Below are 25,391 nucleotides of genomic sequence, written 5' to 3'. Positions count from 1 at the left end.
GCCTTGGCCTGCATGCGCGGGCCCTCACCACAGCGGGTGCACCACCCATGCAAAGAGGATCGGAACCCAATACAACCCAGCGGACACAGCAGCTGGTGCTGGCGCTGCTGTGTGGCTTTGCATCCCACGCTGCCGCGCAGGCGGACATTGCCCAGCTGCCGCTGGAACAGCTCATGCAGATGGAGGTCCGGACGGCCAGCCGGTATGCGCAAACCGCCCTGGAAGCGCCCGCCGTGGTGAGCGTGGTGACCGCAGACGACATCCGGCTTTTTGGCTATCGCACGCTGGCGGAAGTGCTGGGCAGCATGCGCGGGCTGTATGTCTCGTACGACCGCTCTTACCACTACCTTGGCACACGCGGCTTTGCCACACCGGGCGACTACAACACCCGGGTGCTGCTGCTGGTCAACGGCGTGCGCTTTAACGACAACCTCTACGACCAGGCCACCATCGGCACGGATTTCCCGCTCGACCTGGACCTGGTGGACCGCGTGGAGTTCGTTCCCGGGCCGGGCTCTGCGGTGTATGGCGCCAATGCGTTCTTTGGCGTGGTCAATGTCATCACGCGCAACGGCCGCCAGCTGGCCGGGCCGCAGATCAGCGTGGAGGCGGGCAGCCAAGGCAGCGCCAAGGCACGCTTCTCGCTGGGCACGGTGGATGCCCAGGGCAGCGACTGGCTCGTCGCGGTGACGCGCTCCAGCAGCCGGGGGGCAGACCAGTACTTTTCGGCGTTCGACGCGCCCGAGACCCACCATGGTGTGGCACACCGCCTGGATTTCGACCGCAGCACGCAGCTGTTTGCCCGCATGCAGCGGGAGGGGCTCACGCTCACCCTGGCCCATGGCGAGCGCACCAAGGGCACGCCCACGGCTTCGTTCTCGCAGGCCTTCAACGACCCACGCTCGCGCTACATCGACACCACCACCCGCCTGGCGGCCGAAACCACGCACCAGATTTCGCCCTCACTGGCGCTCACCGGCCGCGTACACGCCGGGCGCTACCGCTTCGTGGGCGACTATGTGTACGACTACCCACCCCTCACGGTCAACCGCGACGTCGGCACCGGTCAGTGGTGGGGCACCGACTGGCAGTGGGTCAGCACGGCGTTTGCACGCCACAAGCTCGCCTGGGGCATCGACTACCGGCGCGACACCCGCATCCAGCAGCTCAACGTCGATCTGGACCCACCCGCCCAGTACCTGGACACCCGCCGCTCGGGCGATGCGCTGGGCATCTACATGCAGGATGAATTTGCGCTGGCGCCCACACTCACGCTGCACACCGGGCTGCGCTGGGGCAAGCAGTCCGGCAGTGCGGGCAGCTTCCATCCCCGGCTGGGCCTGGTGTATTGGTGGACCCCCTCCACCGCCCTCAAGCTGCTGCACGGCACGGCCTACCGGCCCCCCAATGCCTACGAACGCGACTACCGCGTGGACCTGCCCGGCGGCATCGTCAGCTCGGAGGGGCTTCGGTCGGAAAAGGTGCGCACCACAGAGCTGGCCCTCGAACATGCCCCCACCGGCGCCACCCGCATGCTGCTGACGGCGTTCCGGTCGCAGGTGACCGACCTGATCGCGCTGGGCGATGCGAACGCAGCGGAAAGACTGACCTTCGGCAACACCGGCAGCGTGCGCGTTCACGGGCTGGAAGCCGAGGTGGAACAGCGCTGGCAAGGCGGCTCGCGCCTGCGTGTGGCCTATGGCTGGCAAAAGGCACGCAACACCAGCACCCCCCAGCCGCTGACGAACTCTCCCCGGCACTTGCTCAAGGTCCAGTGGTCGGACACCCTGGCGCTGGGCGCGTGGGGAACGCAAGGCGCTGGCAGGCCGGGCCAATATGCCGTGGAGGCCATCGGCGTGGGCGCGCGCGCAACCCGTTCGGGCGCACGCCTGCCGGGGACCATCGTCACCAACCTCGTCTACACACAACGCTTTGCGGATGTGGACGTGTCGATGGGCGTCTACAACCTGTTCAACCACCGGCATGCAGACCCCGCCTCGTACGAGATCCGCGAAGAATCGATCCGGCAGGATGGACGGACCTACCGGCTCAAGCTCACCTACGCGTTCTGAGCCATGTACAACGCCATCCACCTGGGCAAGATACTGTGGTTCGGCCTGTGTTTGCTGGGCGGGTTGGTCGGCCTGGCGCATGCCACCAACCCCGTGGAAGAACCCGACCTCAAGGCCGCCTATATCTTCAACTTCATCCAGTTCATCGAATGGCCTGACAACGACAGCGCCATGGGCAGCGAACTGACCGTCTGCGTCTCGCCCTTCAGTCCACTCAAGCGCCCCCTGACCGCCCTGGAAGGCAAACAGGCCGCCAAAGGCCGTACCGTGCGGATCAGGCTGCTGGAGATGGCCAGCCTGCGCGACTGCAGGGTGCTCATCCTGCAAAACGCAGACGTGGAGCAGGCATTGCGAGCGCTTCGAACCCTGTCTCAGGGCCATGGCGTGTTGACGGTCTCGGACGAGCTGACCTTCGTCAACCCGGAGATCGTCATCGCTCTCACCCAGCAGGAAGGGCGTATCGTGTTCGGCATCAGCCCCGACGCCGCCGCCAAGGCGGGTCTCACGATCAGCTCCCGACTGCTGCGGCTGGCCAAGGTGAACCGATGAGAACCCAGGCCCCCGAACCCCAGATTGCCATCCCGGCGCCACCGCTGCCGCCCGTGCTGCTGTCGTCCAGGCTGGTGGTAACGGGCATCCTGGCGGCGGGCCTGGCGCTTTTGACGGTGGTGCTGGCACTCACGGGGTTGGACTACTGGAGCACGCGCCAGTCCATGCTGCAGGACAGCCGCGTGGAGGCCGCCATCGTCGCGGACAACATTGCGGCCGCTGTCATGTTCCGAGATGCGCGCACGGCCAACGAGATGCTCGCGGCGCTGAAGTCGTCGCCCATGGTGCTGGGCGCCGGGGTGTACGACGCGCAGGGCCTGCTGCTGGCGCACTACACACGCGGGCCAGGCGACAGCTTCCCCGCCACGCTGGCGGCCGCTGGCATGGGCGGGTTGACCGAGCGTGCGGGGGTGAGCGTGCTGGAGATTGCCCGGCCGGTTGAAACGGCGGGCGTGGCAGAGGGAACCCTGTACTTTCGCAAGTCCATGCGTGCGGTGTACTCGCGCCTGGCCATTCGTTTTGTCAGCGCGTTGCTGATTGCCGGGTGTGTGATGGCCATGGCCGCCGCCATGGTGCTGCGCAGCCAGGCGGCCGTGCGCAACGCCGAGAACCGGCTGCACGCGCTCGCCCATACCGATGCCGTCACGGGCACGGGCAACCGGCACGCCTTCAATGAACGCTTGGCCGCAGCGATCGAAGCCGCCCGGGACCAAGGCACCCGCGTGGCCCTGGTGTACATCGATCTCGACAATTTCAAGACGCTCAACGACACCTTCGGGCATGCGGCCGGAGATGGTTTGCTGCGCCAGGTGGCGCGGCGCCTGCAATCCGTGGTGCGCAGCGCCGATGCGATCTCGCGCCTGGGGGGCGACGAGTTCGCCGTGATCCTGCCGCTGGACATGGACGACGCAGCGCTCAACACCTATGGCCAGCGGATTGTTGGCACCTTCCACCATTCGTTCACCGAAGTCGGCCAGCAGATGACCATGACCTGCAGCGCGGGCATCGCCACCTTTCCGGGTGATGCGGCCGACATGGACGGCCTGGTCAGCAATGCCGATACGGCCATGTACCGCGCCAAGGAAATGGGCAAGAACCGCTGTGTGCGGTTTGACGCGTCGATGAACCAGGCGGTGGTCCGGCGCCAGGCCATCGAGCATGCACTGCGCGCCGCGCTCCAGCAGGGCGAGGGCCTCGCGCTGCACTACCAGCCGCTTTTTGCCGCCACCGACCGCGCCCTGGTGGGTGCCGAGGCGCTGCTGCGCTGGTCGCATGCGGAGCTGGGCAACGTTTCGCCGCTGGAGGCCGTGATGGTGGCCGAGGACTGCGGCCTCATCGTGCCGCTGGGCTACTGGGTGATGCGCACGGCCTGCCGCGATGCCGCCCGGTGGCAGGCGGGCGGGCCGCTCCGGGTGTCGGTCAACATCTCGGCCCGGCAGTTGGGCGACCCGCAGTTTCTGGAGCGCGTGATGGACATCCTGCGCGAAGAGGGCCTGCCCGCCCACCTGCTCGAAATCGAACTCACCGAAACCGTGCTGATGGACAACATGGAGGCCGGTGCGCACACCCTGCACCGCCTGAGCCAGCTGGGCATCCACCTGGCCATTGACGACTTTGGCACCGGCTACTCCTCCCTGGCCTACCTGCGGCAGTTGCCGATGCGGCGCCTCAAGATCGACCGCAGCTTTGTCAAGGACCTGCCCGGCCAGGAACACAGCCGCACCATCGTCACCGCCATCGTGGCGCTGGCCCACGGCCTGGGGCTGCAAATCACAGCCGAAGGGGTGGAAACGCCCGAGCAGGCCGACTACCTGGTGCGCCAGGGCTGCGATGTGCTGCAGGGCTACCTGTTTGCGCGGCCCATGCCGGTGGGGGAGTTTCAGGCACAGCTTCAGGAAGGCACTGCGCGCCGGGGAGTGTGAAAAGCGTCAGCGCCCCGGATCACAAAGCCCGTGGTAACACGGCGCCACTTCGCGCACCTCGACAGTGGCCCATTCGGCGGCCGGGCATTCACGGGCAATGGCCACAGCCTCCTCGCGCGTGGCGCAGTCGAGCAGGTAAAAACCACCCACCATTTCTTTCGTCTCGGCAAAGGGTCCATCGACCATGCGGGCCTGGCCTTCGCGCACCTGCAGGCGCACGGCCTGCTCGGTGGAGGCCAGCGATTCGGAGGCACGCAGCAGGCCCCGGGCCTGCAGGCCTTCGCCAAAACGCAGCATGCGCGCATAGGCCTCCTGGCCCCCCGCCAGCCCCCGCTCGGCCCGTTGGCCGTGGGGTTCCATGATGAGCAGCATGTAGGCCATGAAAAGATCTCCTGACGAAACAGATGGGGAGGACACACAGCGAAAGGCGCCATCCTATCAGCAGTATTCACTATTATTTTGATAGCTACTAGCGCTTATCCATCAAGCGCTAGCGGCAATTTTCATCAAAATTATTGCGCACCGCAGCAAGCCTGTGCTATCTTTGCCCCCTATGCAACGCAGCATGCTCCTATCCACCCTATCGCTAGGCCTAGTGCCTGGCCGGGGTCTGCCTGCGTTCGCCACCGTTGCCTGATCCGCTCAGCGCAACACCTGATCTCCCCCTGACCCCGGCCCGCGAACCAGCCTTTGCACACGCAAAGGGCTGCAGGGGATGTCATTCGTTTCTAGATTCGTTTGACCTGTGCACCGTGTCTTTCACACCGCACACACCGTTCGTGGAGCCTTTGTCATGATTTCCAAACCCGCCACCAAGTACCAGCCCATTGCCCCGGTCGCGTTGACCGATCGCCAGTGGCCCACTCGCAGCATCACCCACGCGCCCGTGTGGCTGTCCACCGATTTGCGCGACGGCAACCAGGCCTTGTTCGAGCCCATGAACGGCGAGCGCAAGATGAAGCTCTTTGAAGAGCTGGTGCGCATCGGCTTCAAGGAGATCGAGGTCGGTTTTCCGGCAGCATCGCAGACGGACTTCGACTTTGTGCGCCGCCTCATCGACGAGAACCTCATCCCCGATGACGTGACCATCATGGTCATGACCCAGTCGCGCGAGGACCTCATTGCGCGCACCGTGGAGGCCGTGAAAGGCGCGCCCCGCGCCATCGTGCACCTCTACAACGCCACGGCCCCCGCATGGCGGCGCATCGTGTTCGGCATGAACGTGACGCAGGTGATGCAGCTCATCGCGCACCACGTGGGCTACCTCAAGCAGCTTACCGATGCACAGCCCGAAACGCAGTGGACCTTGCAGTATTCGCCCGAAACCTTCAGCGCCACCGAACTCAGCGTGTCCCTCAAGGCCTGCCAGACCGCGATTGCCGCATGGAACGCGGGCCCCGGCCGTCCCATCATCATCAACCTGCCCACCACGGTGGAGAACGCCACGCCCAACGTGTTCGCCGACCAGATCGAGTGGATGGACCGGCACCTCAGCCCGCGCGAGCACATCACGCTCTCGGTGCACCCGCACAATGACCGGGGCACGGGCGTGGCGGCGGCAGAACTTGCGATGATGGCCGGCGCCGACCGCGTGGAAGGCTGCCTCTTCGGCAACGGCGAGCGCTGCGGCAATGTGGACATCGTGACGCTGGCGCTCAACATGTACACGCAGGGCGTGCACCCCAACCTCGACTTCTCGGACATCACCTCGGTCGCGCGCATTGCCGAGGAATGCACCTCGCTGCCCGTGCACCCGCGCCACCCGTATGCTGGCGACCTGGTGTTCACCGCATTCTCGGGCTCGCACCAGGATGCGATCAAAAAGGGCTTTGCAGCGCAAGACCCGAACGCCTTGTGGGAAGTGCCGTACCTGCCCATCGACCCGGCGGACCTCGGCCGCACCTACGACAGCGTGATCCGCGTGAACAGCCAATCGGGCAAGGGCGGCATTGCTTTCCTGCTCGAACGCGAACACGGCGTGGTGATGCCGCGCCGCATGCAGGTCGAATTCAGCGCAGTAGTGCAACGGCAGACGGACGCGAGCGAGGGCGAAATGAGCGGCGAGGCGCTGTGGGACTTGTTCCAGACCACGTACCTGAAAGCGCCTGCGCACGCCGCCATCACCTGCCACAGCCACAAGCTCGATGAAGACGGGCAGGGCATCGAGCTGGACGTGACCATCGACGGCACGCGCCAGCATTTGCGCGGCCAGGGCAACGGGCCGATTGCCGCCACGGTGGATGCCCTCGGCCTGCCGCTGCGCGTGGACCACTATGAAGAGCGCGCCACCGGCACGGGCGCCAACGCCCAGGCGCTGGCGATTGTGGAAGCGGCCATGGACGGCGTGGCGGGCTCCACCTTTGGCGCGGGCGCGAGCCACAACATCGTGACGGCGTCGGTACAGGCCATCGTGAGCGTAGCCAACCGGTTGCTGCTGCGGCGCCAGGCGGCCGAAATCAGTGCGACGGCATGAGCTCCCAAGTGTTGTAAAAAAGATAGCTGCCAACGGTTGATGCACAAGCGTTGGTGGCATTTTTGACCAATATCCCCAAGGCAGGAACGGGGTCAGCGCATGCGCCGGGCTCCATCCGTTACCCTTCGGTCCATGCGCGTTTTTCACAGCCTGGCCTTTGCCGCCTGCACAGCCGCCCTGCTGGCCCTGGGCGGCTGTGGCACCTCACGGCCGCCTTCGACGTCTTCTTCTTCGTCCGCCCCGATCCGCACCACGCCGCCCCTGACCGCCGAGCAGGCACACGACATCGCCATCCACGCACTGGGCCTGGTGGGCACGCCGTACCGTTACGGCGGCAACACGCCCGACTCGGGTTTCGACTGCAGCGGGCTGATTGGTTACGTGTACCGCAATCAGGTCGGCACACCGCCGCCGCGCACGGTGGCGCAGCTCAACAACTGGGGATACCGAATCGACGGTGGCGAGTTGCGCGCCGGAGACCTGGTGGTGTTTGGCACCGGCCGCCAGCCCAACCATGCGGGCATCTATGTGGGGGAAGGGCGTTTTGTGCACGCGCCCTCTACGGGCGGAACGGTGCGGCTCGACCATTTGCAGTCGCGCCATTGGTCGCGACAGAACGCGGCGTTCCGCAGGCCATAGAGGCTCCCCCTGAGTCGCCTTCGGCGCCTTCCCCCTGAGGGGGACGACGCACTCGCTGCGGGGCGGCCCTTGCTCTGCGTCACTGGCCTGGGCCGCGCCAGTTCCGAGCCGTGTGACCACCTCCTTGACCAGCAGGCAACAGCGGCTCCGCGACAATCGGGGCCACCATGACCCACGCACACCGCTCCGCCAACCCCATTTCCACCCACGACACCACACGCATTGATGACACGCGCATCAAGGCCGTGCGCCCGCTGATTACGCCTGCGTTGCTGCAGGAGTGGCTGCCCGCGCCCGATGCGGCGCAGGCGCTGGTCGAATCGAGCCGCGCCGCCATCTCACGCGTCCTGCACGGGCAGGACGACCGGCTCATCGTGGTGGTGGGGCCCTGCTCCATCCACGACCACGACCAGGCCATGGACTACGCGCGCCAGCTCAAGCAACAGGCGGATGCGCTGCAGGCCGACCTGCTCGTCGTGATGCGCGTGTACTTTGAAAAGCCGCGCACCACGGTGGGCTGGAAGGGCTACATCAACGATCCGCACTTGGATGGAAGTTTTGCCATCAACGAAGGGCTGGAGCTGGCGCGCCAGTTGCTGCTCGATGTGCTGGCCACGGGCCTGCCGGTGGGCACCGAATTTCTGGACCTGCTCTCGCCACAGTTCATCAGCGACCTGGTGAGCTGGGGCGCGATAGGCGCGCGCACCACCGAGAGCCAGAGCCACCGCCAGCTGGCCAGTGGCCTGTCGTGCCCCGTGGGCTTCAAGAACGGCACGGATGGCGGCGTGAAGGTGGCCAGCGACGCCATCCAGGCCGCGCAGGCATCGCACGCGTTCATGGGCATGACCAAGATGGGCCAGGCCGCCATTTTTGAGACGCGCGGCAACCAGGACTGCCATGTGATCCTGCGCGGCGGCAAGCAGCCTAACTACAGCGCTGCCGATGTGGATGCTGCCTGCGCCATGCTCAAGGCGGCGGGCCTGCGCGAGCAGGTGATGATCGACGTGAGCCATGCCAACAGCAGCAAGCAGCACCAGCGTCAGATCACGGTGGCGGCAGAAGTGGCCGAGCAGATTGCAGCCGGTGATGCGCGCATCACCGGCCTGATGATCGAAAGCCATCTGAACGAAGGCCGACAGGACATCGTGCCCGGCCAGCCGCTGCAACACGGCGTGTCGGTGACTGACGCCTGCATCAGCCTGGCGCAGACCGTGCCGGTGCTTGAAGGGTTGGCGGCCGCCGTGCGAGCGCGGCGCTCGCGGGCGTAATCCCACCGCAGAACGGGACGGCCCGCCACCTACCGCGCAGCGGCGGGATCGATATTGCGCGCCGTAGCCAGAAGCGTGGCGCACAGGGTTTCCTGGCCGTTCCCGTCCACCGCAAAAACGTCGGACGCGCAGACGGTGAGTAACCGCCCCGCATCCACCACACGCCCGCGCGCGCGCAGGCAAACGCCCCGGGCAGGCGCCACGAGTTTCACGGTCGCGTCCACCGTGGCATTGGTCCACCCTGGCGGCAACACGCTGCCCGCTGCCGCCACCGCCGCAAAGTCGGCCACGGCAAACACAGCCGTGGCCTGTAACTGGCCGGGGCGAAAACTGAAGGCCTCACTCACCGGAATCTCCATCTCGACCCGGCCCGGTTCGGCGTGGACGAAGCGCAGCCCGAGCGTGCGGGCCATGGGCATGGCCAGCACAAAGGCCTGCAATGCGGCGATGGAGGCCGTGGGCAAAGGGGATGGCGAAGACAAAGTCATGGCGTTTTCCTGGAGGTTGGGGTTTGGGAGGGGGACTTGGTGGATGTGCTGGGCCGCACGCGCGGCCAGGCGCGGGGTGTCTCTCGCTTGCGTGTCTGTTGCGCCTGCAGCCACGCCTGGTGGTCGAGCACCACTTGCTTTTGGGCCTGCAACTGGCCGATCTGCTGCTCCAGCGCGGCCACGCGTTCCTGCAGGGCCAGCACCATGTCGTCGATGCCCAGCGTGCCGGCACGGTAGTCGTCAAGCCGCCGGGCAATGTGCGGCAGCGCAAAGCCCAGCTGGCGGGACATGGCGATGAACACCACCTCGCGCTTGATGCTGGCGGGATAGTCCCGGTATCCGTTGGCCCGGCGGTGCGGGCGAATCAGCCCCAGCCGTTCATAGTGGCGCAGGGCGTGGACGGACACAGAGGCCTGGCGGGCAAGTTCGGAGATCTGCATGGCACACAGGCTAGCAAGCCTGATGCTGCGCGAAGGTTGCCTTGGCGACTGTTTCCGCGCTGCCCGTGGTCGCTGGGCCGGTTTCCCCTTTGGGGCAAACCCGCATGCTGCGGTGCGTCAACATGGGTCTGTGCGGTGTAGCATTGCTGCTTTATTACAAGTTGTGGCCCCGGCGTTTGCGACTTCCTGCAGCGGCTGGGCCGTCCGGCATGTGCCGCCTTACCGCTCCACTTCCTTGTTGACGCAACTCCGGCCCTCCTACAACCCTCCCCAGGCAGCAAGGCGCCTGGAGGTCGGATGCGTGCCCCTGGGCCTGGCCCCAGCGTAACCACCATGCCGCCTGCGCACGCACCCCAAGAGGCCGCGCGGCTCCACGCACTGCAGTCCTACGCCATCCTGGATACCCCCCCGGAAGACGCGTTTGACCAGTTGGCCACGCTGGCCGCGCGCGTCTGCGGCTGCCCCATGGCCGTGGTCAACTTTGTAGACAGCGAGCGCCAGTGGTTCAAGGCAGCTGTGGGCGTGCCTTTCGCGCAGACCGACCGTGCCATTGCCTTTTGCGTCCATGCGCTGGATGGCAACCGCGATGCCGTGGTGGTGCCGGACGCCCGCCAGCACCCCGCATTTGCGGGCAATCCGCTGGTGGTGGGCGAACCCCGTGTTCGTTTTTATGCCTGCGTGCCCCTTGTTACGCCGGAGGGCTTTGCACTGGGAACGCTGGCGGTGCTGGACACCGTGCCCCGCACGCTGGGGGACGAGCAGCTCGACGGTCTGAAGATCCTGGCAGGCCAGGCCATGGTGCAGCTGGAGCTGCGCCGCCAGAAGCGCCTGCTGGCCCAGCTGGTGCAAGAGCGCGACCAGATGCATGCGGAGATGCTGGCCCAGAGCGATGCGCTGCGTGTGGCAGGACAGATTGCGCGCATCGGGGGATGGACGGTAGAGCTCCCCAGCCTCCAACTGACCTGGTCACAGGAGATCGCTGCCGCCTACGGGCTCACCCACCGCGTAGGCAGCCTGGCCCAGGTGCTGCAGCTGTACACCCCGCCCTACCGGGTGCTCATGCAAAAGGCCTTTGATGAATGCATGCACCATGGCACCCCCTTCGACGTCGAGGCTGAGGTGGCCATGCCTGGTGGCGGGCGATTCTGGGTGCGCACAGCAGGACAGGCGGCGCGTGATGCCCATGGCCAGATCATCCGCATCCAGGGCGCCTTCCAGGACATCTCGGTCCAGCACCAGGCGCGGCAGGCACGCCGCGAAAGCGAAGAACGCTTTCACCTGGTCTCGCGTGCCACGGCCGATGCTGTGTGGGACTGGAACCTGCACACCGATGCCATGTGGTGGAACGAGGGCATGCAGAACCTGTTCGGCGTGCCGCTGGACGAGCTGCCCCCCGACAGCACCTCCTGGACCCTGCGGCTGCACCCCGACGACAGCCAGGAAATCCTCCACAGCATCCATGCAGCCATTGATGGCACCGACAACCACTGGTCGGCCGAGTACCGCTTTCTTCGGAAGGACGGCACGTATGCCTGGGTGCTGGACCGGGGCTTCCTGATCCGCGACTCCTCCGGCAAGGCCGTGCGCATGGTGGGCGGCATGACCGACATCAGCGTACAGAAGCTGACCGAGCTCGACGCGCAGCGTGATGCGCAGAACCATGCCGAGCTGCTGCATGTGCAGCAGCGCATCTCGTCGCTGGACATGCCCCTGCCCGACGTGCTGCAACTGGTGGCCGACACGGTGCTGCGCCAGACGCTGGCCCGGGGCGCGCTGGTGGAGCTGTTGCAGGGCCACCAGCTGGTGGCGCAGGCCTCGGCAGGCGACCATGTGCGGCCCGTGGGGCACCTGCTGGCCGTGGACCAGAGCCTGCTCTGGCCCGCACTGCGTGAAGGGCGCACCGTGGTGTGCAACGACACCGAGGCCGAGGGCTGGGACATGGCTTCGCTGCCCCACCGCCATGGCGTGCGCTCCGTGATGGCGGTGCCGCTGCGCACGGCGCAGGGGGTGGTGGGCTCGCTCAAGTTGACGTCTGACAAGCCCAACGCGTTCTCGCGGCGCGACGTGGCGCACCTGGAGATCCTTACCGAATCCCTTGGGGCCATGGTGCAGCTGCGGCATGTGGCCGGGCAGCTCAAGGCGTCGGAGCAGCAGTACCGCATGCTGTTCAACGAGCATCCCCATCCCATGTGGGTGTACGACAAGGAAACGCTGCGCCTGCAGGCTGTGAACCAGTCGATGGAAACCCACTACGGCTACACCGAGGCCGAGCTGCTGGCCATGGACATGACCGAACTGTGGCCCGCCGAGCGGCACGCAACCATCCGGGAGGCCCTGCATGCGATTGCGATCGACCAGCGCAACAAGCCAGTGATCAGCCGCCACGTCAAGAAGGACGGCAGCTTCATGGATGTGGAGATCACGGCTGGCAGCATCAGCTTCAATGGCCGCCCGGCACGCCAGGTGCTGGCCACCGACGTGACCGAACGCCTGCGCACCGAGCGCGAACTGGCCCGCATGGGCCGTGCGCAGCGCCTTCTGAGCGCCTGCAACGAAACCCTGGTGCGCGCCACCTCCGAAACCGCGCTGCTGCAGGCCATCTGCCAGATTGCCGTGGACATTGGCGGCTACCGCATGGGCTGGGTGGGGTTTGCGCTGGACGACGAACGCAAGTCCATCCAGCCTGTAGCCCACGCGGGCTACAACCAGAACTACCTCGAAAACCTGCAGCTTTCCTGGTCGGCCGATGACCCCTACGGCCGGGGGCCGGCGGGCATGGCCGTGCGTTCGGGCAAGCCCGTGATCGTGCAGGACATCCGCACCGAAGGCGACTTTGCCGACTGGACCGAGCGCATGCTGGACCACGGCTTCCACGGTGTGATCTGCCTGCCTTTGCAAGACCGTGATCGCAACCGCGACCGTACCTTTGGCCTGCTGTACCTCTACGCGCCGGACATTCTGCAGATCAGCCCTGAAGAGGCCGCCCTGCTGCAGGAACTCTCCAACGACCTGGCCTTTGGCATCACCAGCCTGCGCGCGCACAAGGCGCAGCAGCGGCTGCAGGCCTCGGTGCTCAAGGTGGCGGCGGCCGTGTCGGCCAGCACGGGCACCGAGTTTTTTGTGCAGCTGGTGCGCAACATGGCCGATGCCCTGGGGGCCCAGGGCGGCTGCGTGGTGCGGTTGCTGCCCCATGCGCAAGGGCAACCACCCCGGGTGGTCACGCTGGCGGCGGTGCTGGACGGCCAGATGCTGCCCAACGACGAATACAGTCTCGAGGGCACGCCCAGCCTCATGCTGCTGACGCAGCGCGAGTACGTGGTGGCCGACAAGGTGCAGCAGCGCTATCCGGATGCGCCCGTGCTCCGTTACGTGGGCGCGCAGGCGTACGCAGGACAACAGCTGTGCAATGCCGACGGCGAGGTGGTGGGCATTGTGTTCGTGCTGTTCCGCCAGGCCATTGCGGAGACGGATTTCATCGCCTCCACGCTGCAGATCTTTGCCGCGCGCGCTTCGTCCGAGATCGACCGACAACTGGCCGACGCCCGCATCCGCCACCAGGCCTCGCTGCTGGACAAGGCGCAGGACGCCATCCTGGTGCGTGACCTGGAACACCGCATCATCTTCTGGAACAAAAGCGCCGAGCGCCTGTACGGCTGGTCGCAGCTGCAGGCGCTGGGCCAGTCCATCGAGACCCTGCTTTACGACGACCCCGCCCACTTTCGCCATGCCACCCAGTCGGTGCTGGAGCAAGGCGAGTGGACTGGCGAGATCGTGCAGCGCCACCGCGATGGCAGCACCATCGAGGTCGAGGGCCGCTGGACCCTGGTGCGCGGTGATGACGGCCAGCCGCAATCCATCCTGGCCATCAACACCGACATCCGGCAACGCAAGGCCAGCGAGCGCGAAATCCAGCGCCTGGCGTTCTACGACGCGCTCACCGGCCTGCCCAACCGCATGCTGCTCATGGACCGCATGGCCCATGCGCTGGCCAATGCCCAGCGGCGCCAGCAGGGCGGGGCGCTGCTGTTCATCGACCTCGACAACTTCAAGACCCTGAACGACACCCTGGGCCATGACCAGGGTGACCTGCTGCTGCAGCAGGTGGCGCAGCGCCTGAACACCTGCGTGCGCAGCGTGGACACGGTGGCCCGGCTGGGCGGCGACGAGTTTGTGGTGATGCTGGAAGAGCTGAGCCCCAAATCCCACGAACTGGCCCTGCACGCGCGGGGGGTGGGCGAGAAGATCCTGGCCATGCTGGCCGTGCCCTACGCGCTGGCAGGCTACCAATACCGAAGCACACCGAGCATCGGCATCGCGCCCTTCACCGGCGAGTTGACCAGCGTGGGCGAGCTGCTCAAGCAGGCCGACCTGGCCATGTACCAGGCCAAGACGGCAGGGCGCAACACCTTGCGCTTTTTCGACCCCGACATGCAGGCCGTGGTGACGGCCCGCGCCGGGCTGGAAACCGACCTGCGTGCCGCACTGGCGCAGGAGGAATTTTTGCTGCACTTCCAGCCGCAGATGCACCAGTCGGGCCGCTGTGTGGGCGTAGAGGCCCTGGTGCGCTGGGCCCACCCGCAGCGCGGCATGGTGCCCCCTGCCGTATTCATACCGCTGGCCGAGGAAACCGGGCTCATCCTGCCACTGGGCCGCTGGGTGCTGCACACGGCGTGCAAGCTCCTGGCCACCTGGCAGGCCGACCCGCAGCTGGCCCACCTGACCATGGCGGTGAACGTGAGTTCGCGCCAGTTCCGCCACGCCAGTTTTGTGGACGACGTGGCCCGGGTGCTGGCCATCACCGGGGCACCGGCCCACCTGCTCAAGCTGGAGCTGACCGAAAGCCTGCTGGTGGAAGACATGGAGACCACCATCGCCACCATGGCCGCGCTGCGCTCGCACGGCGTGGGCTTCTCGCTGGACGACTTCGGCACCGGGTATTCGTCGCTGAGCTACTTGAAGCGGATGCCGCTGGACCAGCTCAAGATCGACCAGAGCTTTGTGCGCGACCTGCTGACCGACCCCAACGACGCCGCCATTGTGGACACCATCATCGGCCTGTCGCGCAGCCTGGGCCTGGAAGTCATCGCCGAAGGCGTGGAAACCCCCGAGCAACGCGAGCTGCTGGCCCGCGCGGGCTGCCAGCTCTACCAGGGCTACCTCTTCAGCCGCCCCCTGTCTGCGGACCTCCTGGGGGCCTTCCTGCGCCCTGCGGCTGCGTAGACGGCCTGCACGGCCCCGCGTTTTCCCCGATCGCCTTGCCACAACCGGCCCCCGTGCACGGTGGTCGGCTGCGGTTTTCTCCCTGGGGTTGTGTCCCGTGCGCCCCCAAACATCGCCCCGTCCAGATGGCAACCCCTGCCCTCGGGTGTGCCCCAAGTTGTCCCTCTGTCTTCTTCTTATGTTGTCTATAAATACATAGTCGTAGTAGTAGAAGGCGGCACGGAATGTGGACAACCGCATTTTTCCCAACCGCAGCGCGCACTTGCAGGTGCGCCAACCCTGTGCACCGATCCCTCTTGCCGTTGTCACGGGAACGGGGACAAAACACAGCGCCTGTCTTTTTCTGTGGATAACCACGTGGTTGTGCCAGAACTATCCCCAGTCTTGCGCACCGGCGCTGGTTCGTCATGAATTTGTGCCAAAAATTGGCTGTAGCTCTTGTTGCATAAGCGCTATTAGCTACTTTATTGATAGCAAACATGAATTGCAGGAGCCGTGCAGCAAGTGCCGCTCCACCTCCACCTCAGCAAAGCGGTGCCCAAAAACGGAGGTCCGCACCCAGGTCTTGTTCATCACCCCTTTCTGGGGCAGCCCACCAGAACGCGCGTGCGCCGCGGAATGGTGTTTCGAAGGGTTCTGGTTATTCTTCTATAGTTCTATATATAAATAGCAGTAGTAGTAGAGCAAGCCACTTTCTGTGGACAAGGCCAATTTGTTCAATGTTGGCGCGGGGTTGCGCAGCTGCAAAGTCTGTGTGGCGGTCTGCACAAAGGGCGGGGCTCGCAGACAACAACTTGGGGCCATCGCCGCTTTGTGTGGATAACTGTCCAGTTGTGCCAGAACTGTTCCCAGTGTTATCCACAACGGGTGCCCGTCGGCAACCTTTTCCATCCCACAAAGCACAAAGCCCGGGGTCCGTGGAGGACTCCGGGCTTTGTCAGGCAAGAAGAGAGGGAACCGCCGCCCACCTCTGAGCCGCCCCCTGCGCCAGGGCGGTCCCAGGAGGGGGATTTACTTCGCGGGTGCTGCCTGCGGTTGCTGATGGCGGCCTTCGCCACCCCGCATGCCGTGGTGCCCGTGTCGGCCTTCGCCGTCGCCCTTCATGCCTGCCATGCCTCCCATACGGTGGCCGTGGTGGGCCTGGACGTCAAAGGTTTTTTGCTGCTCGGGCGTCAGTGCCGCGTAGAAGGCCTTGGTGGCCTCGCCACGGCGGTCGGCCTCGGCGGCGTGCTGGGCGCGCATGGCCCGCATGCGGTCGATGCGCTCCGGGGTGGTCAGTTTGTCCATGTTCTGGCGGTCCAGACGGGCAGGGCGTTCGCCCGGTTGCATGGCCGCAGTGAACGTTGTCCACGCGGGTTCTTGCGCGGCGGTCAGCTTGAGCTGGCCCTTGAGGGCGGCCAGGCGTTTGGCATGGTGTTCGGCACGTTTTTCTGCACGGTCGCCATGCTGGCGTTCGTGCCGTTCTCCGGCCTTGTAGCGCGGGGCGGCTTCGGTTGTGGGGGCGCCAGCAGCGGGTGGGGTGGCTGGGGCTGGCTGGGCCAGAACAGGCAGGGCCAGCGCGGCCAGAACAGCTGTGGCGGCAAGGCGGTGTTGGAAGCGGAAAGCCATGGTGTGGGTCCTTTTACGGGGGTGGCTCGCTGGAACGACCGTTCCGGCGATTGAGAGTCAGTGTCCGCCCCGCATGTATCGCGGCCGTGCGCGTTGGATGACGCTGTGTAAAGTTGTGCCAAGAAGTTGCAGGCCTGCGCGATCATGGTTTTGATAAAAAATGGCCGCTAGCGCTTATCCATAAAGCGCTAGTAGCTATTATATTTATAGCTAATTCAGGCGACCATCGTTGCTTGTGCACTTCGGCCGAAGGCTGCGTGCCAACGACCACCGACAATGGCATGTTCCGTGTCGGGCGGGCTGTTTTGCTCACGGGTTCGATCGCTCGATCGTCCGTTGGCAACAGCTTCACCGATAGAGAAAGTGCTCTCGCTGAAAGCGCTTCACCACCAACGCTCCCGAACAAAAGGTTATCTGTGTTCAAGAACATGATCGTGTACCGCATTGCCCCGCAATGGCAGGTTGAATTGACGCAAGTAGAAGAAGCCCTGGCAAAGGCGCCCTTCATGGAATGTGGTGCCACCCAGGAAAAGTCCCTGGGCTGGGTGCCCCCGCGCGGTGATGCACACGGCCCGCTGGCCGAGTCGGTCGGGGGCCAGTGGATCCTGCGCTTCATGGTCGAATCCAAAGTGCTGCCCGGCAGCGTGCTGGCCCGTCGCGTGAAGGAAAAGGCCGAGCGGATCGAGCAGGAAACCGGCCGCAAGCCCGGCAAGAAGGAAAGCAAGGAGCTGAAAGACGAGGCCAAGCTCGACCTGCTGCCCATGGCCTTCACCAAGCAGGGCTCGATGTGGGTGTGGATCGACACCACCTCGCGCCTGCTGGTGCTGGACACCTCCAGCCAGGGCCGCGCGGACGAAGTGGTCACCCTGCTGGTCGAGGCGCTGCCCGGCCTGTCGGTGTCGCTGCTGAACACCCAGACCAGCCCGCAGGCCGCCATGGCCCACTGGCTCAAGGAACAGGAACCGCCCGTGGGCTTCACGGTGGACCGCGAGTGCGAACTCAAAAGCGCCAACGAGGAAAAAGCCGTGGTGCGCTACGCCCGCCACCCGCTGGATATCGAGGAGGTGCAGGCCCACATCGACGCCGGCAAGCTGCCCACCAAGCTGGCACTGACCTGGGACGACCGCGTGTCCTTCATGCTGACCGAAGGCCTGCAGCTCAAAAAAGTGTCGTTCCTGGACACCGTGTTCGAGGGCACCAAAGCGGATGACGGCGGGTTTGACACCGATGTGGCGATTGCGACGGGCGAGCTGGTGAAGCTGATCCCGGACTTGATCGAGGCGCTGGGCGGAGAGGCGGAGAGTGGCGTGGCCAGTGCGGCAGCTGCGGTGGCTTCAGAGGGGGCCAGCATGCCAGCTCCTTCTGTGGAATCACGCGCCCCCACGAATTCAGCGCCTGCGCGAAAGAGTGGCGCTGGTGGCGTGGTGACGGGCCCTGCGCAAGTCCCGGTGGATACGGATCCGGAGTCGGCGCCGTTTTGAGGGCGTGAGCGGAAGTCTCTGATGGGATAAGCGTCTTGCAAATACCCCTGATCAAAAATCTGCGCTTAGCTTCTCTATATTGATCCAGGAAAATCGGATTGAACGCGAAGATGAAGTTGTAAACAATCCTGAATGCAGAGTGACCCTACCAGAATTGGTAGTTGCGCACTCTTTATGAATATTTTTTAATAAGCATCGCTTTTAGTATGTGCCGTGAAAATTTTAAAAAATCATCACGATGCCCACGCGTTGCATCAGGAAAAAATGAACAGCCTTTCAAAATTGAAGCACCCTTCCATTGAAACTTTGCGGGCCTTGGCTGTGGTTTTGGTGTTTATTCATCATCTCCATTCTATAGCCAATATTACACTGCCTTATATTGCGCACTTCGGTGGTTGGGTGGGAGTGCAAATATTTTTTGTAATCAGTGGTTATTTGATAATTCTGAGCGCACTGCGCTATTCAGCAAAAGATTACGTAATTCATCGAGTTTTTAGAATATACCCTGCATACTTGTTCTGGTTCATTGGATTTGCAATTTTTTTCAATCAACTTGTGTGGATGGATATCGATTTTAAAGCTTTGCTGATTCACCTGACTTTTCTGCAGCATCTGTTTCCTGGCCAGTATTTCAAATACGATTCTCTACACGTCAGCTGGACCTTGACCATAGAGTTGGTCTGGTATTTTGTTGCATTTTTATGTGCGGCCCGTTTCAAGAAACATCCAGCTGGTATTACCTTGCTGTTCATGATGTTTTCATACGTCTGGATATTTTGGGGCTCGTCGTACTTCCCGTCTCAGGCGACGATGGAGCCTGGATTGAAATATTTCTTTGTCAATAATAATTTTATCAACCAGCTGCCTTTCTTTTTCTTTGGCGCGTACATCGCTGTAAAGAATCCTCGCTTTGATAAAGCGGGACTGGCATGCATCTTTTTGGTGACAGTCGTCTTGTCGTCTGCGTGGAAAGTCCATTTTCCAGATCCAATATTTATCACCGGTTTTGGAATTGCGGCTCTTTTTCTTATTCTGAAGGATATGGAATACATCAATAAAAATTATGTTGTGTTTTTGTCGGAAATATCATATTCTTTTTATCTGATCCATTTCCCGATAATTACCATCGTTTCGGAAAAAATAGAAAACGACGCCCTGGTGGTAATCATATCGATTGCTGCCACTCTGGGTTTTTCGTATTTGAGCTATCGATGGATTGAACAGCCATTTATGAGAATGGCGAAACGCAAATCAGAAAATTCTATGCTGAAAGGCAAGGCAGCAGATTCGATTGCATAGTTGTGTTGCTGAGGTTTTAAATAATTTTGTCAAGCCATCGGATTGTATGTAACAATTTATCCATCCAGTAGAAATAGCAACATCGCTATTGACAGGTCGCGCAGCAGGGAAATTGTGAGTCTTGATAATAAATTAGAATATCGACCAGACATCGACGGCCTGCGCGCTATTGCGGTGCTGATGGTGCTTGCGGTTCATGCCTCTCCGCTCACTCTGCCCAATGGGTATGTAGGCGTGGACCTGTTTTTCGTCATCTCCGGCTATCTCATTTCAGCCATCCTATGCAGAGAATTGGCAGAGGGCCGATTTTCCATTCGCGATTTTTATGTTCGTCGGGTGAACCGGATTTTTCCCGCACTGGCCTTGGTACTGCTCTTCTGCATGTTGATAGGCCCCGCGTTGATGTACCCGGGCGAGTATGGGCAGATGAGCAAGTCGGCGCTTTTCAGTGCCTTGTTCTCAGCCAATATTCATTTCTATATGGAGTCGGGTTATTGGGATGTGGCGAGCAAGCTCAAGCCGCTGCTGCATCTGTGGTCACTAGGGGTGGAAGAGCAGTTCTACCTCGTGTGGCCGTTGATCTTGCTGTGGGCCCACCGCACCAAGCGCTCGATGGTGTCCGTGGCGCTGGCGGTGTTGTTTGGTTCGCTGGTTGTCAATCTGCTGCTTACGAGCAAAAGCCAGGCTGCTGGGTTTTATTTGCCGTTCGGGCGGCTGTGGGAGCTGGCTTCGGGTGGGCTGATCGCATGTATCCAGTGGAATCGCCGCCAGGAGTCCGGCGGCGGGTCCAATGGCGAAATCCAGGGGCTGGGTGTCCGGAACGTGATGGGATGGTCGGGCATTGCGTTGTTGGCGGCCACGCAGGGTGCGTCGATGAATGCCGACGCTTTCCCGGGCTTCTACGCGGTGGCTGTTGTACTGGCTGCGGCCCTGCTGATACTGGCGGGGCCGGACGCTTGGTTCAACTGCAAAGTGCTGGCGCATCCCGCGCTGGTCTATGTGGGTAGGCTCAGCTATCCGTTGTACCTGTGGCATTGGCCCCTGCTTGTCTTTGCACGTCTGGTCGGTGACGGGCAGTGGTCGTCTTCCCATCGAAATCTGGCCGTCGCAGCGTCGGTGGTCCTGGCGGTACTGACACACCACGGTGTCGAAAGACCGCTGGTCCAGCGGGTGGGCCGCAAGAACCTGCTCGCTTTGAGTCTGGTGTTGTTGATGGCCGTGGTGACAGCGCTCGCTTGGATGGGCTCCAGTGGCAAGATTCCACTGACTGCAGCACCGTATCCGAATGCGGCTTTGGTGGCCTATGACAAGCCTGAGGTGAAAAGCCAGGGCCGCGTGGCTTTGCTGGGGGACAGCAATGCCGGGCACTTTTCGTATGGCCTTTCGGTGCTTTTCGGAGACCGGCTTGACGTCACTGCCACACCCGGCTGGCCATACTTTGATGGTGTCAAGTACCGCGATGGACACACTCGTCATCCAGAGCATGTGGGCGCTCCGGAGATGACCGAGCAGGTGTTGCGCCGCATCGAGTCCGATCCTGAGATTCGGTTAGTTATCTTGTCCAATGTGTACCGGATTTATTTCGTGGGGAACAGCCTGCGCAGCATCCAGGGAGCAGGGCCGGACGAAACGTCAACCCAGGCTTATGAACGGGGGCTGCAGCGTACCGTGCAACGCCTGCTGGCAGGGCAGAAAAAGGTGGTGTTGGTCAAGTCCATTCCCACCCATTCGGTGCTGCTCAATGTGACTGGCTGCCTGGATGAGGTCCGGCCTACCTGGCGGCGGCAACCCGTTGAGTGCGTGCGTTCCAGAGATGCTGTCGAGGCAGAAAGACGAGAGTACGACGCCATGGTGGACCGTTTGATCGCTGGGCTCCAAGGCGTGTATGTCTTCAATACGTTGGATGAGCTTTGCGATGCGCAGTATTGCTACATCAACCGCGATGGGGTCCAGATGTACATTGACTCGGGGCATTTCACTACGGCTGGCAGCCAGATCATGGGTGCTGCCCTCGCACGAAAAGTCGAAGAAGCGCTAGGGAGGTGAAAGCGCTGTGGCGCTGGCTACACCGTCCCGGTACCGGTCTGCTGAACCTGTCAGAGGCTGGAAGGTCCTGACTTTCTGGGCACCACGTCCATGATTTCGCGAACGAACAGCTTTCGCCAGTCGTTTTTGCCCTGGTCTTCAATCAGCTGGGGCATGAAGCCGAAGACCAGCGTGCGATCCCCACGCACCATGATGCCGTGGCCGCTTTGCAGGGGTTCAGTGGCCAGCACTTTGTAGCCGGGGCGGGGCGTCATGGAGGCATAGTTCGTGTACATGCGCTTTGAAGGCTTGAGCCGGTATACCTTGCCGTCGATCAGGAAAACGCCCCCGCGGTTTTTCCACTCAACATTGGCAATGCCGAACACCTCATGCATCCAGTCAAAGGTGGGTTTGCCGTTTTCGTCGAACTCACCCAGGCGCATGTCTTGGATGAGTGCGCCGCCGTTCTTCCAGTAGGCGGTTAACTTAGCCTTGATGCTCTGCGGCATGGCTGCCTGGTGGGGCACCAGGATGGCATCCAGCTGCCCGATGATGGGGTCGTCCGCGAGAAGGTTCTTTTCGCCGATGATGTGGACCTGCACGCCGGGTTCGTTGCTCAGGATCTTGTAAGACGCGAACAGTGCATCGCGGTGGATGTTTCTGCCTGTGCTTCTCTCACCGTGCCACACGTGGAAGTTGGTGGTAGAGCCTAGGATTCCAATGTTGATCTGTGGTTTTGCGCTTGCCGCCGTGGCGTGGCCTTGTTTGGCAATACGGGCGTGAAGCTGATTGAGCTGCAGACCAGCCAGCGCACCCCCACCTGCTTGGTGGCGAAAGCCCCCGATCTCGTAGCCGATCACATGGGGCTGGGTCAGCGATTGCACCACTGTTTGCCGGATGATGGGCACCAGCTCTGGGGTCTTCTTGGCGGACTCCCACCATTCACCGTAGGCACCCACCATGACTTTCTTGTAGCCCAGTGAACCCATGTAGTTGGCCAGGGTGGGCAGCACTTCAGCGTCTGGCACCAGGCTGTAGCCGTCGTAGAAGTTGAAGTCGATGACCGCGATGTCGATGCACGGGGCCAGCTTTTCGACAATGCCCGTGGCATAGATTGCGTCGTGCGATGTGAAGGTTTCTGCGAAGTAGCCAATCGCCTCTGCCCCCTTGCTCCGGATCACATTGGCGTAGGCGCAGGTGGCTTCCTGGAGCCGGGTTTCCCGGAACTCCTTGTGGGCGTGCAGCAAGGGCTCTGCTTTTGGCACACCTGCTGCGATGTGGGTGTTGTAGTTGATGATGGGCTGTTTGGCGTTGTACTTTTTGGCAAACGCAGCCTGGGTGGAGTCTTTGTAGTCCCGCCACTGGTAGTTCGTTTGCCCGTACTTGATCTCGTGCTCCTCTTGCAGGCCGATGGCGTAGCCCAGGATCTTGCCGGGATAGCGCTTTGAGAAGTGATCGATAGTCTGTGCAATGAACGGTTCAGCGTACTTCCTGATCGACGCATCGGTGAAGTCGGGCTGCCAGGTGGGCTCACCCGAGAAGTCACGCATGGCCGTTTCGGGATGTCCCGTAATGATCCATAGCGGTAACGAGGACATGTTGTGCATCAACTGGCTGGGGTCGTCCTTGAAAGTGCGTCCACCCATGTCAATGACCAGCAGCAGCGACAGGCCGCTGTTGACGATGGCGTCCAGATGGCGGTGGTAGTGGGCAAATTCGTACTGGCCCTTGCTGGTCTCGATGTCGGACCAGTTGAGATAGAAGGTGGCGTGGCTGAAGCCCTGGGCCTTGAGTTCGCGGGGCAGGTTCTGGTTGTGATTCAACTCCCAGGGCATGACGATGGTGCTGGAGACAGGGGCGGGTGGAGGTGGGGTTGCATGGCTGGCCAGCGCAACCAGCGAAACAAGGAGGGCGACAATGCGGAGAATTTTTTTCATGAAAGCGCTGGAAGAAGGGTTCCGTAGGAGGCGTTGGGCTGCATGGATTCACAAAATGCGCCCCTCGCTGGGCTGTCGAAGCGCTGGCAACAAGAGGGATTTCCATTCCATTGTTCCATGAACAACAGGAATACCTTGATCTTGTGCTGCGCTACACCGGCGCGGGGTGGTAGTGCACCACCACCTGCTCGGAAGCCCTTTCAGCAGGCCGTCTGCACCATCTCCGCCAGCGCATGCACATAGGGGTCTTCGATGCCCAGCACGCCGAATTGCGTGACCAGCTGATCGAGGTATTCGCGGTTGCTGCCGATGCGGCCACAGGCGCTGGCTATGGTGGCGGCGGTGGCCTGCATGGACAGGTCGCCCCGGTAGTGTGGATGGGCTGTATTGGCTGTCAGCACCAGCGCCTGGTTGACAGCACCCTGTGGCGTCTGCAACGGCAGCAGGGCGGGGCTGTAGGCGCCGGTGATCATCTCGCGACGCCAGAGCAGGCGTGACTCCTCTTCAACCGCACAGGCCGAAATGCGGAACACCAGCCCGTCGCAAGACTGCGCTGCGTCGCGCTGCAGCGTGAGCACGAGGCCGGGGCAATCCGGTGTGCCCCGGCCGATGGTGGTGCTCAGCGCAAAGCGCCGGGCGAATCCCGGCAGGTGCGCCCTGCGGACTTCGGCAAACTCCAGGCCGGGGTTCCACATCAGCGAGCCATATGCAAACACCCACAGGTCGTCCCGGCGTTCGGACACGCCCGCCAGCACCTGGCGGCGCGAGCGCTCGACGTCGCCGTCGGGCAGGCGCCAATCGATGGGCAGGCCCTGGCTGCGCGCCTGCGCGTCCCATTCCGCCAGGACCTCGTCGGTCAACCGCAGTCCGCAGGCGTGGGCGGGGATGAGCCGTCCTTGAAGTTCGGGAAGGTGCACAAAGGCAGGGGGCGTCATGTGCTGGGACTGCAGGAGATCGTGGGGCAAGCTCTACTGTAGTGGTCCGAGAACGGTTGGATCAATGGGCCGACTGACAACTCAGTGTTCCAGCCATGGTGTTGATGGCGGCGCGCGGTGATGTGTTACGGCAGAGGCCATGAAAGAAGGGGGCGCCGCCGTGGCGAGGGCCGTCAGCGGCCCACAAATTGCGCGCTTTGGCGTTGGTGAAAAGCCTCCACCCCCGCACGGAAGTCGTCGGTGCCCGCGCAATGCACAAAGGCGTCTTTTTCGGCCGCCAGTTGTTCGGGCAGAGTGCGGTCCATCGATGCGCGCATGAGGCGCTTCATTGCGCCGTAGGCCACGGTAGGTCCGGCGGCCAGGCGCTGGGCAAGGTTGGTGGTGGCACTGTCCAGTTCGGCGGCAGGCACGATGCGGTTGATGAGGCCCAGGCGCAGCGCGTCGTCGGCGGTGAAGGCTTCGCCCAGCAGCGCGATCTCCAGCGCCTTGCGCAGGCCCACAATGCGTGGGAGCGCCCACGAGGCGCCCACGTCGCAGCTGGTGCCCAGGTTGATGTAGGCCAGGTTCAGGCGTGTGCCTTCGGCGGCGATCACGTAGTCGGCCATGAGCAGCAGGCTCAGGCCCGCGCCCGCCGCCACGCCATGTACCTGCGCGATGACCGGCGCGTTCATCTGCGTGAGCAGCTGCAGCGCTGCGTTGAGCGGGGTAAGGATGTCGATGGCGCCCTGCACCGGGTCGGCGCGCAGGGTGGTCAGGTCGCCCCCGGCCATGAAGCCGCGGCCGTTGCCACACAGCACTGCGGCGCGCACGCTGGGGTCGGCGGCAATGGTCTGCACGGCGGCCAGGAAGGCGTTGGCCATGGGCACATCGATGGCGTTGAGCGCATCGGGCCGGTTGAAACGCAGCGTGGCGATGGCGCCGTTGCGTTCCAGCAGCAGGGGGGCGGTCGGGTCGGCGGCGGTGGTTTTCATGTCAAATTGGCCTCTAGCGCTTGCTATATAAGCGCAGATAGCTCCTGTTTTGATAGTAATCTAC

17 protein-coding genes are annotated in these 25,391 nt (G+C 63.1%); 10 read left to right on the top strand and 7 right to left on the bottom strand.

Annotated features, from left to right (window positions below; translation table 11 throughout):
- The first annotated feature begins 47 nt into the window (after positions 1 to 47).
- From AC2YJX_RS09930 to AC2YJX_RS09920, 3 genes are read left to right on the top strand one after another with little or no spacing between them, the layout of a single operon-like run.
- Entirely contained in the window at positions 48 to 2,072 is a 2,025-nt protein-coding gene (locus tag AC2YJX_RS09930) for a TonB-dependent receptor plug domain-containing protein (protein ID WP_487255947.1), read from the top strand.
- Between the two features lie 3 nt (positions 2,073 to 2,075).
- Entirely contained in the window at positions 2,076 to 2,621 is a 546-nt protein-coding gene (locus AC2YJX_RS09925) for a YfiR family protein (protein ID WP_055393673.1), read from the top strand.
- On the top strand, positions 2,618 to 4,543 hold the full coding sequence (locus tag AC2YJX_RS09920; RefSeq protein ID WP_487255946.1) for a putative bifunctional diguanylate cyclase/phosphodiesterase: 1,926 nt from the start codon (positions 2,618 to 2,620) through the stop codon (positions 4,541 to 4,543). Before AC2YJX_RS09925 ends, AC2YJX_RS09920 begins: the two co-directional genes overlap by 4 nt.
- A gap of 6 nt (positions 4,544 to 4,549) precedes the next feature.
- Here the strand turns inward: AC2YJX_RS09920 and AC2YJX_RS09915 are convergent, their stop codons facing one another.
- The gene (locus AC2YJX_RS09915) at positions 4,550 to 4,924 is read right to left on the bottom strand and encodes a YciI family protein (protein WP_487255945.1); all 375 of its coding nucleotides are present in this window, start codon (positions 4,922 to 4,924) and stop codon (positions 4,550 to 4,552) included.
- A 412-nt stretch (positions 4,925 to 5,336) separates the two neighbouring features.
- Here AC2YJX_RS09915 and leuA point away from each other — a divergent pair, with 412 nt between their 5' ends.
- The 3 genes from leuA to AC2YJX_RS09900 all read left to right on the top strand — a co-directional run bounded on the left by leuA (position 5,337) and on the right by AC2YJX_RS09900 (position 8,923).
- Entirely contained in the window at positions 5,337 to 7,016 is a 1,680-nt protein-coding gene (gene leuA, locus AC2YJX_RS09910) for a 2-isopropylmalate synthase (protein ID WP_487255944.1), read from the top strand.
- 132 nt (positions 7,017 to 7,148) lie between these two features.
- Complete coding sequence (locus AC2YJX_RS09905; RefSeq protein ID WP_055393665.1) at positions 7,149 to 7,655, top strand: C40 family peptidase; 507 nt, start codon at positions 7,149 to 7,151, stop codon at positions 7,653 to 7,655.
- A gap of 167 nt (positions 7,656 to 7,822) precedes the next feature.
- The gene (locus AC2YJX_RS09900) at positions 7,823 to 8,923 is read left to right on the top strand and encodes a 3-deoxy-7-phosphoheptulonate synthase (RefSeq protein ID WP_055393663.1); all 1,101 of its coding nucleotides are present in this window, start codon (positions 7,823 to 7,825) and stop codon (positions 8,921 to 8,923) included.
- Between the two features lie 29 nt (positions 8,924 to 8,952).
- Here AC2YJX_RS09900 and AC2YJX_RS09895 read toward each other — a convergent pair whose 3' ends face one another.
- Positions 8,953 to 9,411, bottom strand: coding sequence for a PaaI family thioesterase (locus tag AC2YJX_RS09895; protein ID WP_176887660.1), 459 nt, complete (start codon positions 9,409 to 9,411; stop codon positions 8,953 to 8,955).
- Positions 9,408 to 9,851: a MerR family DNA-binding transcriptional regulator gene (locus AC2YJX_RS09890; protein ID WP_176887661.1), complete on the bottom strand. Its 444-nt coding sequence runs from the start codon at positions 9,849 to 9,851 to the stop codon at positions 9,408 to 9,410. Before AC2YJX_RS09890 ends, AC2YJX_RS09895 begins: the two co-directional genes overlap by 4 nt.
- Before the next feature lie 333 nt (positions 9,852 to 10,184).
- On the opposite strand from AC2YJX_RS09890, the gene AC2YJX_RS09885 reads away from it, so the two are divergent.
- Positions 10,185 to 15,071, top strand: a complete 4,887-nt coding sequence (locus AC2YJX_RS09885; protein ID WP_487255943.1) for an EAL domain-containing protein — start codon at positions 10,185 to 10,187, stop codon at positions 15,069 to 15,071.
- Positions 15,072 to 16,082: 1,011 nt separating this feature from the next.
- Here the strand turns inward: AC2YJX_RS09885 and AC2YJX_RS09880 are convergent.
- Positions 16,083 to 16,679 carry a Spy/CpxP family protein refolding chaperone gene (locus tag AC2YJX_RS09880; RefSeq protein WP_487255942.1) on the bottom strand — a complete coding sequence of 199 codons (597 nt, stop codon included), beginning with the start codon at positions 16,677 to 16,679 and terminating at the stop codon, positions 16,083 to 16,085.
- A gap of 416 nt (positions 16,680 to 17,095) precedes the next feature.
- On the opposite strand from AC2YJX_RS09880, the gene AC2YJX_RS09875 reads away from it, so the two are divergent.
- From AC2YJX_RS09875 to AC2YJX_RS09865, 3 genes are all read left to right on the top strand, one after another.
- Complete coding sequence (locus AC2YJX_RS09875; protein WP_487255941.1) at positions 17,096 to 18,160, top strand: recombination-associated protein RdgC; 1,065 nt, start codon at positions 17,096 to 17,098, stop codon at positions 18,158 to 18,160.
- A 213-nt stretch (positions 18,161 to 18,373) separates the two neighbouring features.
- A complete protein-coding gene (locus AC2YJX_RS09870; RefSeq protein WP_487255940.1) occupies positions 18,374 to 19,459 on the top strand; it encodes an acyltransferase family protein in 1,086 nt (361 codons plus the stop codon).
- Positions 19,460 to 19,573: 114 nt separating this feature from the next.
- Positions 19,574 to 21,505 carry an acyltransferase family protein gene (locus AC2YJX_RS09865; protein ID WP_487255939.1) on the top strand — a complete coding sequence of 644 codons (1,932 nt, stop codon included), beginning with the start codon at positions 19,574 to 19,576 and terminating at the stop codon, positions 21,503 to 21,505.
- Positions 21,506 to 21,555: 50 nt separating this feature from the next.
- Here AC2YJX_RS09865 and AC2YJX_RS09860 read toward each other — a convergent pair whose 3' ends face one another.
- From AC2YJX_RS09860 to AC2YJX_RS09850, 3 genes are all read right to left on the bottom strand, one after another.
- On the bottom strand, positions 21,556 to 23,421 hold the full coding sequence (locus tag AC2YJX_RS09860; protein ID WP_121421748.1) for a type 1 glutamine amidotransferase family protein: 1,866 nt from the start codon (positions 23,419 to 23,421) through the stop codon (positions 21,556 to 21,558).
- Positions 23,422 to 23,621: 200 nt separating this feature from the next.
- Positions 23,622 to 24,356 (bottom strand): gamma-glutamylcyclotransferase, encoded by a 735-nt coding sequence (locus AC2YJX_RS09855; protein ID WP_121422970.1) that lies wholly within the window; start codon positions 24,354 to 24,356, stop codon positions 23,622 to 23,624.
- A 173-nt stretch (positions 24,357 to 24,529) separates the two neighbouring features.
- Entirely contained in the window at positions 24,530 to 25,327 is a 798-nt protein-coding gene (locus tag AC2YJX_RS09850) for an enoyl-CoA hydratase/isomerase family protein (RefSeq protein ID WP_487255938.1), read from the bottom strand.
- Positions 25,328 to 25,391 lie beyond the last annotated feature (64 nt).

The organism is Acidovorax sp. SRI_002, assembly GCF_057586455.1.
Note: the sequence above shows the minus strand (reverse complement) of the source record. Positions and strands in the feature narration are given on the sequence as shown.